General features: G+C 69.9%; 11 protein-coding genes. 5 read left to right on the top strand and 6 right to left on the bottom strand.

Translation table 11 applies throughout. The features are described from left to right. Positions 1–60: 60 nt before the first annotated feature. Positions 61–1,626, top strand: coding sequence for a fatty-acid--CoA ligase FadD5 (gene fadD5 / locus ACFXHE_RS18110; protein ID WP_379384380.1), 1,566 nt, complete (start codon positions 61–63; stop codon positions 1,624–1,626). On the opposite strand, the gene ACFXHE_RS18105 is transcribed toward fadD5, so the two are convergent. Next, positions 1,623–4,079: a flippase-like domain-containing protein gene (locus ACFXHE_RS18105; RefSeq protein WP_379384378.1), complete on the bottom strand. Its 2,457-nt coding sequence runs from the start codon at positions 4,077–4,079 to the stop codon at positions 1,623–1,625. The genes fadD5 and ACFXHE_RS18105 overlap by 4 nt on opposite strands. Positions 4,080–4,318: 239 nt before the next feature. On the opposite strand from ACFXHE_RS18105, the gene ACFXHE_RS18100 reads away from it, so the two are divergent. Beyond that, the gene (locus ACFXHE_RS18100) at positions 4,319–4,945 is read left to right on the top strand and encodes a GDSL-type esterase/lipase family protein (protein WP_379384376.1); all 627 of its coding nucleotides are present in this window, start codon (positions 4,319–4,321) and stop codon (positions 4,943–4,945) included. Here the strand turns inward: ACFXHE_RS18100 and ACFXHE_RS18095 are convergent. Beyond that, complete coding sequence (locus ACFXHE_RS18095) at positions 4,861–6,390, bottom strand: threonine/serine exporter ThrE family protein (protein WP_379384375.1); 1,530 nt, start codon at positions 6,388–6,390, stop codon at positions 4,861–4,863. The genes ACFXHE_RS18100 and ACFXHE_RS18095 overlap by 85 nt on opposite strands. A 182-nt stretch (positions 6,391–6,572) precedes the next feature. Here ACFXHE_RS18095 and ACFXHE_RS18090 point away from each other — a divergent pair, with 182 nt between their 5' ends. Beyond that, on the top strand, positions 6,573–7,490 hold the full coding sequence (locus ACFXHE_RS18090; protein WP_379384373.1) for a LysR family transcriptional regulator: 918 nt from the start codon (positions 6,573–6,575) through the stop codon (positions 7,488–7,490). Between the two features lie 28 nt (positions 7,491–7,518). Further along, complete coding sequence (locus ACFXHE_RS18085) at positions 7,519–8,163, top strand: class I SAM-dependent methyltransferase (RefSeq protein WP_379384371.1); 645 nt, start codon at positions 7,519–7,521, stop codon at positions 8,161–8,163. Here the strand turns inward: ACFXHE_RS18085 and ACFXHE_RS18080 are convergent. After that, positions 8,138–9,037, bottom strand: a complete 900-nt coding sequence (locus tag ACFXHE_RS18080; protein ID WP_379384369.1) for an NmrA family NAD(P)-binding protein — start codon at positions 9,035–9,037, stop codon at positions 8,138–8,140. The genes ACFXHE_RS18085 and ACFXHE_RS18080 overlap by 26 nt on opposite strands. 87 nt (positions 9,038–9,124) lie before the next feature. Between ACFXHE_RS18080 and ACFXHE_RS18075 the strand changes: the two genes are divergently transcribed. Then, positions 9,125–9,541, top strand: a complete 417-nt coding sequence (locus ACFXHE_RS18075) for a winged helix-turn-helix transcriptional regulator (RefSeq protein ID WP_379384367.1) — start codon at positions 9,125–9,127, stop codon at positions 9,539–9,541. Positions 9,542–9,580: 39 nt separating this feature from the next. On the opposite strand, the gene ACFXHE_RS18070 is transcribed toward ACFXHE_RS18075, so the two are convergent. The 3 genes from ACFXHE_RS18070 to ACFXHE_RS18060 form a co-directional block, all read right to left on the bottom strand. Then, positions 9,581–11,134: a phytoene desaturase family protein gene (locus ACFXHE_RS18070; RefSeq protein ID WP_379384366.1), complete on the bottom strand. Its 1,554-nt coding sequence runs from the start codon at positions 11,132–11,134 to the stop codon at positions 9,581–9,583. 69 nt (positions 11,135–11,203) lie between these two features. Next, positions 11,204–12,739: an FAD-binding protein gene (locus ACFXHE_RS18065; protein ID WP_379384364.1), complete on the bottom strand. Its 1,536-nt coding sequence runs from the start codon at positions 12,737–12,739 to the stop codon at positions 11,204–11,206. Between the two features lie 89 nt (positions 12,740–12,828). After that, positions 12,829–13,731: an NADP-dependent oxidoreductase gene (locus ACFXHE_RS18060; RefSeq protein WP_379384362.1), complete on the bottom strand. Its 903-nt coding sequence runs from the start codon at positions 13,729–13,731 to the stop codon at positions 12,829–12,831. Positions 13,732–13,792 lie beyond the last annotated feature (61 nt).

Below are 13,792 nucleotides of genomic sequence, written 5' to 3'. Positions count from 1 at the left end.
CTTGTCACGTCAGAAAGTTAAGCGCTATTCTCGCAGTCGATCAGCGTGAAAGGACACCGCATGACCTTCCAGCCGCTAGACGAGCCGATTCGGTCGCGTCGCAACCACTGGGTGAACCAGGTCGCGACCCACGCGGCCATGCGGCCCGGTCAGGTCGCCTTCAAGTGCAAGGGCGTGGACACCACCTGGAAGCAGCTGCACGAGCGGTCGGAGCGGTTCGCCGACGCGCTGTCCCGTCGAGGGGTCGGGTTCGGCGATCGTGTGCTCATCCTGGCGCTGAACTACACCGAGTACATCGAGGCCGTCATGGGCATCAATGCGCTCGGGGCCATCGCGGTGCCGGTGAACTTCCGGCTCACCCCGCCCGAGGTCGCCTACATCGTGGCCGACTCCGGGGCCAAGGCCATCGTCACCGACTCGGTGCTGCAACCGCTGGCCGTGGGCGTCGCGGGGCAGGCCCCGGACCTGTCCACGGTCGTGGTCATCAACGGGCAGACCGGCGCGGGCGTCATCGGCTACGAGGACTTCCTGGCCGAGCCGGGCGAACCGCATGCGCCACTGGACATTCCGGAAGAGACCCCCTGCCTGATCATGTACACCTCGGGCACCACCGGCAGCCCGAAGGGCGCGGTGCTCACCCACGCGAACATGAACGCGCAGGCGCTGACCTGTATCCGGGCCATGGAGATCACCCCGGACTCCATCGGCTTCTGCAGCTCACCGCTGTTCCACATCGCCGGATTGGGCTCGCTCACCCCGTATTTCATGCTCGGCGGGAAAACCGTGCTGCACCCGCTGGGCGCGTTCGATGCCACCGAATTCCTCGACGCCGTCGAGGCCGAGCAGGCCACCGCCGCCTTCTGCGTGCCGGTGCAGTGGCAGCTCATCTGCGAGGAACCGACGGTCAAGCAGCGCAAGCTCGCACTGCAGGCGCTGTGCTGGGGCGCGGCCCCCGCGTCGGACACGGTGCTGCGCGCCATGGCCGACTGCTTCCCGAACGCCTTCAATGTGGCGGTGTTCGGCCAGACCGAGATGTCACCCATCACCTGTGTGCTCGAGGGCAGGGACGCGCTGCGCAAGATCGGCTCGGTCGGCCTGCCCATCCCCACCATCCAGGCCCGCGTGGTCGACGACGAGATGAACGATGTCGCACCCGGTACGGTCGGCGAGATCGTCTATCGCGGACCGACTCTCATGCAGGGCTACTGGAACAAGCCCGAGGCCACCGCGGAGGCCTTCCACGGCGGCTGGTTCCACTCCGGGGACCTGGTCCGCCAGGACGAGGAGGGCTTCATCTACGTGGTGGACCGCAAGAAGGACATGATCATCTCCGGCGGCGAGAACATCTACTGCGCCGAGATCGAGAACGTGCTCTTCGCGCACCCCAAGATCCATGAGGCCGCCGTCGTGGGCCGCGTGCACGAGAAGTGGGGCGAGGTGCCGGTCGCGGTGGTCGCGCTCATCGACGGCGTCGACGACCTGACCCTCGAAGAGCTGGAACCGTTCCTGAACGAGTCCCTGGCCCGCTACAAGCACCCCAAGCATCTGGTGGTCGTGCCCGAGCTGCCCCGCAATGCCAGCGGCAAGGTCGTGAAGGTCGAACTGCGCAAGGCGTATTCGGCCTAGATCATGTCCTTGGCGGTGAGCCAGCGCATGATCGGCCAGCCGCAGAACACCGGCAGCCAGCAGGTCAGCACCCGGTAGAGCAGGACGGCGGGGACCGCGATCCCCGCCGAGACACCGAAGGCGGCCAGACCACCGATGAGGGCGGCCTCCACCGCGCCCACCCCGCCGGGGGTCGGGGCGGCCGAGGCCAGGGTGCCGCCGATCATGGTGACGATGGTGACGGTCACGAAAGTCGTACTGCCGCCGAAGGCTTCGATGCTGGCCCACAGCGCCAGCGCCATGCCCAGGGTGGTGGTGGCGCAGCCGCCCACGATCATGGCCAGCCGGCCGGGCCGCCGGGCCAGATCCTTCAGCTGGCCGACCACCTCCGCCAGCTGCGGGCGCACCTCGTTGAGCAGCCACTTGCGGACCTTGGGGACGAACATGGTCACGCCCAGCAGGCCCAGCAGGGCGCCCGCCACCAGGTACAGCACGGTGGCACTGGGCACGAAATGCGACAGGTTCGTGGAGGTTCCGGCCAGCGCGCCGAAGATCAGCAGCAACACCACGTGGGTCACCACCTGCACCGTCTGCTGCAGGGCGACCACCGCGGTGGCCCGCACCGCGCCCAGGCCGCCCTTCTGCAGGAACCGCACGCTCAACGCCAGCCCCCCCACGCCGGCCGGGGTGGTGGTCGCGGCGAAGGTGTTGGCGATCTGCATGAGCAGCAGGTTGCCGAACCTGACGGCCTCGGAGGCGCACGCCCACAACGCCATTGCCGCACCCACATAGGTGAGGGCGGACACGGTCAGCCCCAGCAGCGCCCAGCCCCAGTTCAGATTGCGCAGCTCCGAGGCGAAGGTGGGCACCGCGCTGATGTACGGGTAGGCCACGTACACCAGGCCGATGAGCAGCACCAGCTGGATGATCTGGTTGCGCGAGAAGCGGGTGATCTGCGCGGCCTCGATCTTGTCCTGCCCGGTCTGCGCGGCCACCTCCGCGCGGATGTCCTTCATCAGCTCGCCCGCGTCCGGCACCGCCTTGCGGAGGTGGGTGGGCACCGCGGTCTTGGTGAGCCGGGCCGAGGCGTCCAGCACCGCCTGCTTGTCCAGTACTTCGAGCGCGGTGCGCACGGCCGGGCCGACACCGAACAGATGCGCGGAGGACAGCAGCAGCTGGGCCACGTCGGAGTCGAAACGCGCCTGGTACGCACCGAATTCGGATTGCACGAACCCGCCGAACAGCACGGTGCCGTCGTCGAGGACCCGGATCTCCTCAGCGTGCAGTTCGCCGTGCGAGATCTGGGCCTGGTGCATGCTGTGCAGCGCCTGCCACACCCGGGTCAGCACCGGCTCCCCGTCGGCGGCGGCCAGCGGCCGGCCCTGGGGCACGGTGTGCGCGTACACCATCCAGCCGCGGTCCAGCGCCGCCACGGTGAGCGGCTTGTTGCTGGCCAGGCCCAGATCCGCGATGGCGAAACCCATCAGGGCGCGATGCTCGACCGCGCGGCGCATGGAGGCGAACGGCGCCGGGTACTCGCCGCTGCGAATCGTGAGCCAGCGCTTGAGCTGCTGCAGCATGCCGCGGCTGCGCTGGTTCGCGCCGTACATCTCGATGATCAATTCATTGTCCGGTGAACGGGATTCACCGGACTCCGCCGCGGCCCCGGCCACAGCGGGCACGCCGTTGGGTGAGGCCCCCAGTTCCGGCTGCGGCACCGTGCTCGCCGAAAGCACCAGTGGCCCACGGGCGGCCGGGCGCAGCACCTTGAAAGCGGTCACCCGGAAGCCGCGCTGGGCCAGCACCCGCACCGCCGCGTCGAGCGGCACCTCGAGCGCGGGCGTGCCGACCACCAGCACGATGACCGCGCCCACCAGCCAGCCCACCACCAGGCCCAGCGCGGCCCGGGCGGGCACCACCAGCGACACGAACAGGTGGATCGGCACGAAGGCCAGCAGCAGCGTCCACCACCAGCGTCGCGCCCGCGCGGGCAGCCACGGGCTGGCCACCGTGAGCGTCGCCGCCAGCATGGCGATCCAGCGCGGATCGTCGAGGAACTGCGACAGGAAGGTGTTGACCTGTCCCGGTTCCGACAGATGCCAGCGCGGCGCGGAGAAGCCGGCGCCGGTGATGGAGAACAGGCCCAGCGCGATCAGGCCCGCGGAGACGAAGCCCGCCAGCAGTTTCCACTGCCCGCGCAGCACCAGCCGCACCAGAATGGCGAAGGGCAGCGCGAGAATGGCGATGCCGTAGACGATGTAGACCAGGTTCGACTGTTCCGGGGTCAGGAACCCCACGATGCCGGAGACCGAGCGTTCCAGCGCCTCCCACTGCGGCCTGGTGATCAGCGATCCGGCGATGACGATGGCCACCGACAGCGCGGACAGCACAACGCGCAGAATGTCACTGGTCCGGCGGATCCGCGGCTGCAGCAGGCTGCCGGAGACGGGAATCTCCCGCCCGTCGACTCGCATGTCCTATTCGCGCTTTCGGATCGTGGGAACGGCTGTGGTCCCATGGTCGGCTCGGTGTGAGTATGCGGCAGGCGACGGGGTCCCCGGCCACCCAACACGCCGGTAACCGTAACCCGTGCCCGCTGGCCGGTACCGACTAGCCCGGTCCGGGGCGTCCGCAGCGCCCGTTCGCGGGATCGGTTTTTCCGGCTTGATCCGAGCTTTGGGCACGGGCCGAACGGGCGTGCGAGGATCGGGCCGTGGTGCTCGATCTCCGTGTCTGTTTCGTCGGTGAGTCCTTCGTCGCGGGAGTCGGTGATCAGCGATGCCTGGGCTGGGCGGGCCGGCTGGCGGCCCGGGCCACGGCGGCCGGACAGCCGCTGACCTACTACAACCTCGGCATCCGGCGGGAGAACAGCACCGAGCTGCGGGCCCGCTGGGAGGCCGAGTGCACGCCCCGGCTACCCGCGGGTGCGGACTGCCGGGTGGTGATCTCCACCGGTGTCAACGACACCCAGCTCGAGGACGGCCGTCCCCGGGTCGACCCCGGTGAGTCGGAGCGCAATCTGGCCGACATCCTGCGCCGGGCACGGGAAAAGGGCTGGCAGACAATGGTGGTCGCGCCGCCGCCGAATGTCGACGACGAGCACAATGCCCGGCTGCTGGTGCTGGACGCCCGCTTCGCCGACCTGTGCGAGGAGGCCGAGGTGCGCTACCTGCGGGCGCATCAGCCGTTGCGCGAGAACCAGATCTGGATGCGCGATATCGCGGCCGGCGACGGCTTCCATCCGGGCGCGACCGGCTACGACGAGTTCGCCGCCCTGCTCGCGCCGCACTGGCTGCTCTGGCTGGCCGATCCGGGCTCGGAACTGCCGGTGGTGCGCTGAGTTTCGGTTCCGGGTCCCAGCCAGTCCTCGACCATGCCCTGGAGCCGCGGCTCCCGGGTCGAGGTCACCAGGCCCGAGCCGACCAGCACGCCCAGCGCGATGGCGAGCACGGTGAGCACCGCGGTGACCAGGATGTGCAGCCCGTTGGGGTCGTTCTCGGTGACCAGTGCGGAGATCCCGCTCAGGCTCATGCCGCCGGGCACCAGCATCCAGAAGGCGGGCAGGAACACCACCTGTGTCGGCGGGGCATCCTTGAAGCGCTGCACCAAATATGCCACCGGCACCGCCACCATGCCGCCGAGGAACGAGCCGAGCAGCCCGCCGCCGAGCTGGGTGCCCAGTTGCTGCCCGCAGAACGCCGCGTACAGCACGATCAGCAGCCAGCCCAGGGATCTCGGCGGGGCACTGGCCCGCCGGCTGTGGCCCAGTCCGATCAGCAGCACCCCGAGTATCGGTGTCCACCAGCCCAATCCGTGTCCGGCCTGCGGTGACACCGTGGGCAGCGTGCCCAGCAGTTGCAGCCCCACCAGCACCCCGAAGGCCAGCAGCACCAGCTTGTTGAAGCCGTAGATGGTGCGGCTGGCGCCCGCGATCATGGATCCGGTGGCCAGCTCGATGGACCCGTTGGTGAGCATGGCGCCCGGCAGCAGACTCGACACCGCGGGGATCAGCAGCTGGGAGGGATTGCCGCCACCGAGCGCGTTGGGAAAACCGAACGACAGCAGGGTGACCACCGCCCCGGCGAGCACCGGCAGGCTGGTGTACAGCAGCCGGAACCGGTCGGCCGCCATGATCAGCAGCTGCACCGCCAGCCCGAGCACGATGTAGCCGAGCAGGGCGGTGGAAGTGGGGTTGAGCATCAGGCCGAGCCCCACGGTGAGCACCACATTGCCGGTCAGCAAGCGCCACACCGGTGTCGGCTGCGGCGAGGCGAGGATGTCCTCGAGTGCCGCGGTGGCCTCGGCCGGCGGTGGCAGTTCGCTGGTGATCCGGTCGATGAGTTCGTAGAGCGCGGCGATCTGATCCAGGCGCAGGGTGTCGGAGTCGGCCTCCAGCAGGTCCATCGCCGATCCGCGCGAATCCTGTACGCGCACGAACACTCCCGTGGGCAGCACGAAGAAGTGCACCTCGGTGGCATCGTAGCGGCGTGCCAGTTCGTCGAGGATGTCCTTTACCCGGCCGGTGGTCTCGCCCGAGCGGATGAGGGCTACGCCCATGTGCCGCAACAGATCCAGCAGATCGGCGGAGATGGGTGGTTCCTCCGGTGGCGGGGCCTGCTCCGCCGGGGCGACCGCGCCGGGGCCGACCTGCCGCAGCCAGCGATCCATGGATCCGGCGGCCTTGCGGGTGGCCCCGTAGAGGCTGCGCGACAGCGCGCGCCGGCCGCGCGCCGCACGCCGGTGCTGTGGGTGGTGCCGCGTCAGACTCGTAGGTCTCGCCTCCATAGGTGAGCAACTTTGTAGCAATCAAAATCTAGCGCGCGGCGGGCCCGGATCCGCCGGACGCGAGCCATCTCACACCCATGCATCCCCGCTCTGGAGCGGAACTGCCGATAGCATCCCGCCCGAATCCCGGCTTCCAAGCCATGGGGTATGCCTACCGGTTGCCCTCTTCCTAACCTGGTGGCATGGATATCGATACGCGACTGCTGCGCTACTTCCTGGCAGTCGCGGACGCGGAGAACCTGCCGCGGGCGGCGCAGCGACTACATGTCGCGCAGCCCGCGCTGGCGACCCAGATCAAACAGCTGGAACAGCAGCTGGGTGTGGAGCTGTTCATCCGTTCCCGCGCGGGCTGGACCCTCACCGCGGCCGGCAAGGTGCTCGCCGAGCAGGTGCCGGCGCTGCTGGCGTCCTGGGACCGGATCCTGCGCGACACCAAGAGCGATGCCAGCCGCGCCTCCCGGGTGCTGCGGCTGGGCTGCGTGAACAGCGCTGCCGACAGCCACATTCCGGAGATCATCCGGGTTTTCCACCGGCTGCACCCGGACTGGCAGGTCGATCTGCACCAGGGCGGCTGGACCGACCCGACCGCCGGGCTGGACGAGGGCGACGTCGATGTCGCCCTGCTGCGCCTGCCCTTTCCGGGCCAGGACGAATACCACCTGCGGGAGCTGTTCGCCGAACCGCGCTGGATCGCGCTGCCCGAGGACCATCCGCTGGCCCAGCGCGACGACATCGCCTTCCGGGAGCTGTGGGACGAGCCGTATGTCGCCTCGCCCGCGGAAACCGGCTGGTGGCGCGACTATTGGATGGGCCTGGACTCGCGGCCCGCGGACACCGCCATCATCGGGGCCATCGCCCGCAATACCGAGGAATGGCTGCGCGCCATCGCCAATGGCTTCGGCGTGAGCTTCACGCCCGCCTCCACCGCCCGCACCGAGTACCCGGGCGTGGTGTTCCGGCCCGTGCACGGCATCGGCCCCACCCGGGTGGCGGTGGTGTGGCCGGACGCCTCCGAGACCGATCCGGTCATGCGGTATTTCATCCGCTGCTGCTCCGACATCATGGGCCAGCACGGCGCGGACGGCCGTCGCACCTCCTAGCCGCCGCCGGTCGGACATGATTGGGGGCATGAGCGACCAGCACGAACACTGGCAGCGCACCTACCGCACGCATCCGGAGATGTACGGCGACGAGCCGTCGGAGGCCGCCGTGTACGCGGCGCGCCTGTTCCGCGAGCGCGGGGCCCGCGACGTGCTGGAACTGGGCGCGGGCCACGGCCGGGACGCACTCCACCTGGCGCGCCAGGGTTTTCGGGTGACCGCCACCGATTTCAGTGCCGTCGCGCTGGCGCAATTACGGGAGCGGGCGTACGCCGAAGGCGCGGGCGAGCGGGTCCGCACCCTGGAACACGATGTCCGCCAGCCGATTCCGCTGCCCTACCGCAGCGTGGACGCGGTGTACGCGCACATGCTGCTGTGCATGGACCTCAGCACCCAGGAGATCCGCGACCTGGTCGCCGAGATCCGCCGCGTCCTCAAACCCGGTGGCGCCTTCGTCTACACCGTCCGCAATACCGACGACGCCCACTTCGGCAGCGGCAAATCCCTCGGCGACGACATCTACGAGCACGGCGGCTTCGCCGTGCACTTCTTCTCCGCGGAACTCGTCGAGACCCTCGCCGCCGGATGGGAGCTGCGCGAGCGGCATTCCTTCGAGGAGGGCGAGCTGCCGCGTCGCCTGTGGCTCGTCACCCAGCTGCTCCCGGCCCGCTGACCGCGGCCGCGATCTCGGCGCGGATCGGGCGCGGTGCGCCGGACAGCAGGGCGGGCAGATCGCTGTGGGCGGCGTGCAGGAAGCCCGCCTTCAGGTTGGCGAACAGCGACACCGTGTGCCCGATCCGATATGGTTCGAGGCCCCCGCCGAGCAGGCTGTCGCGCAGCTCGGTGAGCGGCACGTCCCGGTATTCGACCGGGCGGCCGAGGGATTCGCTCAGCAGCCCGGCGATCTCCACGCCGCTGACCGAGGTCACACCCTCGAGCTCGTAGGTGCGACCGGCGTGCGCGGTGGACGCTCCGGCGCGCAGGTCGCGCTCGACCTCGGCGGCCACCCGCACCGCGACCTCGGCCAGATCCTCCCGCGATACCCCGGAGATGCGGCCGGCGCCGAACGGTGCGGCGAAAACCCCGGTGGCGGCGGCGGATTCGGCCGCCCCGGCCGCCAGGCCCACCGGCACCTCGCTGTAGAACCCGTTGCGCAGCACGGTTACGTCGAAAGGCGCTGCGGCCAGCTGCTTCTCGGTCCACAGGTGCGGGACGGCGATGGTGGTGTGCCCTGCCGACGCCGAGAGGCTGGTGTAGATGACGTGCCGCACCCCGGCGGCCGTCGCGGCGGCCACCACCGCGCCGTGGCGGGCCGTCACCACATCGTCCTCGGCGTATCCGGCGGAGATGAACACCAGCGTGTCCACGCCGTCGAAGCCGGCGGTCAGGGATGCGGGATCGTCGAAATCGATGCGCCGGGCGGTGTTGTCGCTGTGCTGCGGGGCTTTGGAGCTGGTACCCGCCACCACCTCCAGATCCGGCCGGGCCCGCAGGCCCGCCAGTACCAGTCCGCCCAGAGCGCCGGAAACGCCGGTCACGAGAATCATTGCGCTACTCCTTGCGTTGCGAAGGTCGTGGACCACGACCTGACCGAGCTTCCGACGACGGCGGCGACCTGGGAAGAAGGCACTTCGGTGTCAGTCACGAACACCGCTGTTACCGACCAGGCCGCAGCCGCTGTTCCCGCCGGGCCGTGTGGCGATGACCACTGCGGCATCCGCGACACCCTGGACCGGATCGGCGACAAATGGACCGTGCAGGTGCTGGTCGAACTGCGCAAGGGCGTGCGCCGGTTCGGCGAGCTGCAGCGCGCGGTGCCCGGTATCTCGCAACGCATGCTGACGCTCACCACGAAAAGGCTGCTGCGCGACGGTTTCCTGGAGCGCACGGCCTACCCGACCATTCCGCCGCAGGTGGAGTACCGGCTCACCGAGATGGGTGAGAGCCTGGCCGGGGTCGCCTTCTACCTGGCCGACGGGTCCCGCGCGCACATGGACGCGGTGGCCGTGGCCCGCGCCCGCTGGGACGCGGAGCACGGCGAACTGGACTGAGCGCCGATTCCGGTCGCTCAGCCCCGCACGCGGATTCGCTCAGCCCGCTTCGAGGACGGCCATGGCGGCATTGTGGCCGCCGATGCCGCTGACGCCGCCGCCGCGCACCGCACCCGCGCCGCACAGCAGGACATTGCGGTGCCCGGTCGCGACGCCCCACCGGGCGGCGGGGCTGTCGTCGGCATCGTCGGCGCGGTAGGGAAAGGACAAGTCCGCGTGGAAGATATGGCCGCCGGGCATGCTGATCTCGCGTTCGAGTTCGACCGGGGTGCGGGCCTCCAGGCACGGGTTGCCCTCGCCGTCCAGGGCGAGACAGTCGCGGATCGGTTCGGCCAGCACCGAATCCAGTTGCGCCAGTGTGGCATCCACCAGCCGCTCCTTCGTGCCGCGCGGATCGTCGGCGAAAAGTCGTGCGGGCGTGTGCAACCCGAACAGGGTGAGGGTGTGGAAGCCGCGCTCGTTCAGCTCCGGCGCGAGGATCGACGGGTCGGTCAGGGTGTGGCAGTAGATCTCCGAGGGCGGGGCCGAGGGCAGTGTGCCCGCCGCCGCCTCCCGGTAGGCGCGCTCGAGCTGACCGGCCGATTCGGCGATGTGGAAGGTGCCGGCGAAGGCGGTGCGCGGATCCACCTGCGGGTCACGGAGTTTCGGTAGTCGCCGCAGCAGCATGTTGATCTTCAGTTGCGCGCCCTCGGGTTTCTCGGCCGACTCGCCCAGCAGTCCCGCCAGCACGTAGGGCGCGGCGTTCACCAGCACGTGCCGCGCGCTGGCCACGTGCCGGTGATCACCGTGCAGGTAGTGCACGTCGGCGGTGTCGCCGTAGGGTTCGATGCCGGTGACGGTGCATCCGGTGCTCAGCTCGGCCCCGGCCGTGCGGGCCGCGCCGGCGAGCGCGTCGGTGAGCGCGCCCATGCCGCCGACGGGCACATTCCAGTCGCCGGTGCCACCGCCGATCACGTGGTAGAGGAAGCAGCGGTTCTGCCGCAGCGCCGGATCGTGGGCGTGGGTGAAGGTGCCGATCAGCGCGTCGGTGAGCACCACGCCGCGCACGGTGTCGTCGGCGAAGGCGGCCTCCACCGATTCCCCCAGGGGCCGTTCGAAAATCGTCTCCCAGGCCGTGGAATCGTCCACCGTGCGCTGCAATTCGGCACGGGTGGGCAGCGGGTGGGTCAGGGTCGGGAAGACGCGCTCGGCGAGGTGTCCCATCATGGCGTAGAAGCGCTGCCAGGCCTCGTAATCCCGCTCCGATCCGGTGACCTGCGCGAAGCTGGCGCGGGTGGCGGCCTCGGAACCGTTGTCCACCAGCAGCCCGGTGCCACCGATCGGCGTGTACGACGAGATGCGCCGCTTGCGGGTCTCGAAGCTGAGGTCCAGGTCCCGCACGATGCGCTCGGGCAGCAGGCTCACCAGGTACGAGTAGCGCGACAGTCGAGCGTCGAAGCCCGGGAACACCCGCTCGGACACGGCCGCGCCACCGGTGTGGGCCTGGCGTTCCAGCACCAGCACCGAACGCCCGGCCCGGGCCAGGTAGGCGGCGGCCACCAGGCCGTTGTGGCCGCCGCCCACCACGATCACGTCGTATCCCGCTCGCGTCATGCGCCCATCGCATCACATTCTGTGTTCAATTTGCCCTCCGCTTCGCTCCGGGCGGGGCGCCGGGAGCGGCTAGCGGCCGCTCATGTCGAGTGCCGCCAGGTGGCTGAACAGCACCGACGCGCCGATCGGATTGCCGCCGCCGGGGTAGACGGTGCCGCTCACGGCCGCCATGGTGTTGCCCGCGGCGTACAGTCCCGGGATCGCCTCGCCGTCGGTGTTCAGCACGCGGGCGGCGGTGTCGGTGCGCAGCCCGCCCTTGGTGCCCAGATCGGAGATGCCGAAGGCGGCCGCGTGGAACGGGCCCTTCACGATCGGGGTGAGCGGGGGCTCGCCATTGGAGAAGGCGCGGTCGTAGGCCTCGTCGCCGCGGCCGAAGTCCGGATCCACGCCCTGGGCCGCGAATTCGTTGAAGCGGGCCACGGTCGCCACCAGTGCCTCGGCGGGAACGCCGATTTCGGCGGCCAGGCCCTCGAGGGTGTCGGCGGTCTTCCACAGGCCCGCCTCGACATAACGCTCCGCGTCGACCATCGGCACATTGCTGGCCTTGATGGGCGGCACGACGCCCTCGGTGTCGTCGTAGACCATCCAGAACGGAAGCGTCGCCGAGCCGTCGTTCAGATGCTCGATGATGTCACGGCCGAGCCGGTCGTAGGGCGCGGACTCGTTGACGAAGCGCTCACCGGCCTGGTTGACGAAGATGCCGCCGGTGAACCACAGCGCGAAGGCCGCGCGCCCGTCCGGGTGAACCAGGCCCGGCGACCACCACGCCTGATCCATCAGGTCGGTGTCGGCGCCCACCGCGATGCCCGCCTCGTGCGCCCGGCCCTGATTCCCCCACGGCCCCATGGTGTCCCGGGCCACGCCCGGCACGCCGTAGCGCTGCCGCAGTTCGTCGTTGCCCTCGAAACCGCCGGCGGCCAGCAGCACGCCCTTGCGGGCCCGGATGGCCACCCGCTCACCGTCGCGCTCGACGATCGCCCCGACCACCGCGCCGTCCTCGGTCACCAGCTCGACCAGCGGGGAGTTCAGGTACAGCTTGGCGTTGGGGTACTTGGACAGCCCCAGCAGGAACCGGCCGACGAGGGCCCGCCCGCCGATCAGGTAGTCGGGCTGCGGGTCGCCGTGGCGATCGGTGCCGAGCGGCCCGCGCACCGAGTCGCTCAGCTCGCCCAGCTTCGCGGCCCGCAGCGGCGCGGGGATGATGTGCCGCTTGCCGTCCAGCCGCGCCTTGGGCGCCTTGCCGAAATAGTCCGGCCACGGGAACATCTGGAATTCGAAAGCCTCGTCCTGCTCCAGGTATTCGATGACCTTGGCGCCATTGCGGACGTAGGTCTCCTGCAGCTCGGCCGGGGTACGGTCACCGACCACGGACCGGAAGTAGGTCAGCGCGTCCTCGATGGTGTCGTCCACGCCCGCCCGCTGCAGCACCGGATTGCACGGGAACCAGACCCCGCCGCCGCCCGAGAACGAGGTGGTACCGCCGAACTTGTCGGTGGCCTCCACCACCGCCACCGTCAGCCCCTCACGCGCCGCCGTATAGGCCCCGGCCAGGCCGCCGCCCGACCCTGCCACCAGGACATCGACTTCTTCGTTCCAGTCCGTCACCGTTACTCCCTGATCAACGTGGTCTCTCCGCGACGGTATGCGCCGGGAGCGGCCCGTGCATCAAGTATCCCGATGGCCGGAAAGCCGGATCAGTCGTGCCAGGCGGTCAGGACGATCTTGCCGCGCACCCGGCCGGATTCGCTGAGCTTGTGCGCCTCGGCGGCATCGGCCAGGGACATCACCCGATCGATCTCGGCGCGCAGCTGCCCGGCCGCCACCAGGTCCGCGACCGCGCGCAGGTCCGCGCCGGACGGGGTGAACCAGAGGCGGTGGTAGCGGGGATCGTCGAGCGGCTCCTCGCCCTGGGCGTCGATCATCCGGCCGTGCGGGGTGAGCACCCGCAGCGAGCTGGCCGCATAGTCGCCGCCGACCAGGTCGAACACGATGTCCACAGCGCTGACGGCGATGGTGAAATCGGTTGCCGTGTAATCGATCAGCTCGTCGACGCCGAGGCCGCGCAGGAAGTCGTGATTGGCCGCACGGGCGGTGCCGATCACGTACGCACCGCGCGCCTTGGCGATCTGCACCGCCAGATGCCCCACGCCGCCCGCCGCCGCGTGCACCAGCACCCGTTGTCCCGGTTGGACATCGGTGAACGCTTGCCACGCGGTGAGCACCGCCGTCGGCAGCGCGGCGGCATGGATGTGGTCGAGCCCGGCGGGCCGGTGGGCGAGGAACTGCGCCGGGGTCACCGCATAGTCGGCGTACGCGCCGGAACGGCTGAGCACATTCCCGAAAACCTCGTCACCCGGCCGGAATTCGGTCACCTCCGCGCCGACCGCGGTGACGACACCCGACAGGTCGAAGCCCAGCGTGAACGGCGGCGGGCCCAGTTTGGTGACCGCGCCCGAGCGGAGTTTCCAATCGGCGGCATTGATCGAGGTGGCGGCCACCCGCACCAGCACCTCGCCGGTGCCGGGTCGCGGAACATCGACCTCCACCGTCTCCAGAACGTCCGGTCCACCGAGGGTGCGCTGACTGATCGCTTTCATGATCTCGATCCTGCGCCGCATAGTATCTCGGGGGAAGAAGGCACTCTTTTGATCCCGAGGT

It is taken from the genome of Nocardia sp. NPDC059229 (genome assembly GCF_042754165.1).
Taxonomy (GTDB): domain Bacteria; phylum Actinomycetota; class Actinomycetes; order Mycobacteriales; family Mycobacteriaceae; genus Nocardia.
This window is presented reverse-complemented; position numbering and strand designations above follow the sequence as displayed.

Coding starts and splice junctions, on each gene's coding strand:
- fadD5 (WP_379384380.1), top strand. CDS start 61: ATGACCTTCCAGCCGCTAGACGAGCCGATTCGGTCGCGTCGCAACCAC.
- ACFXHE_RS18105 (WP_379384378.1), bottom strand. CDS start 4,079: ATGCGAGTCGACGGGCGGGAGATTCCCGTCTCCGGCAGCCTGCTGCAG.
- ACFXHE_RS18095 (WP_379384375.1), bottom strand. CDS start 6,390: ATGGAGGCGAGACCTACGAGTCTGACGCGGCACCACCCACAGCACCGG.
- ACFXHE_RS18090 (WP_379384373.1), top strand. CDS start 6,573: ATGGATATCGATACGCGACTGCTGCGCTACTTCCTGGCAGTCGCGGAC.
- ACFXHE_RS18085 (WP_379384371.1), top strand. CDS start 7,519: ATGAGCGACCAGCACGAACACTGGCAGCGCACCTACCGCACGCATCCG.
- ACFXHE_RS18080 (WP_379384369.1), bottom strand. CDS start 9,037: ATGATTCTCGTGACCGGCGTTTCCGGCGCTCTGGGCGGACTGGTACTG.
- ACFXHE_RS18070 (WP_379384366.1), bottom strand. CDS start 11,134: ATGACGCGAGCGGGATACGACGTGATCGTGGTGGGCGGCGGCCACAAC.
- ACFXHE_RS18060 (WP_379384362.1), bottom strand. CDS start 13,731: ATGAAAGCGATCAGTCAGCGCACCCTCGGTGGACCGGACGTTCTGGAG.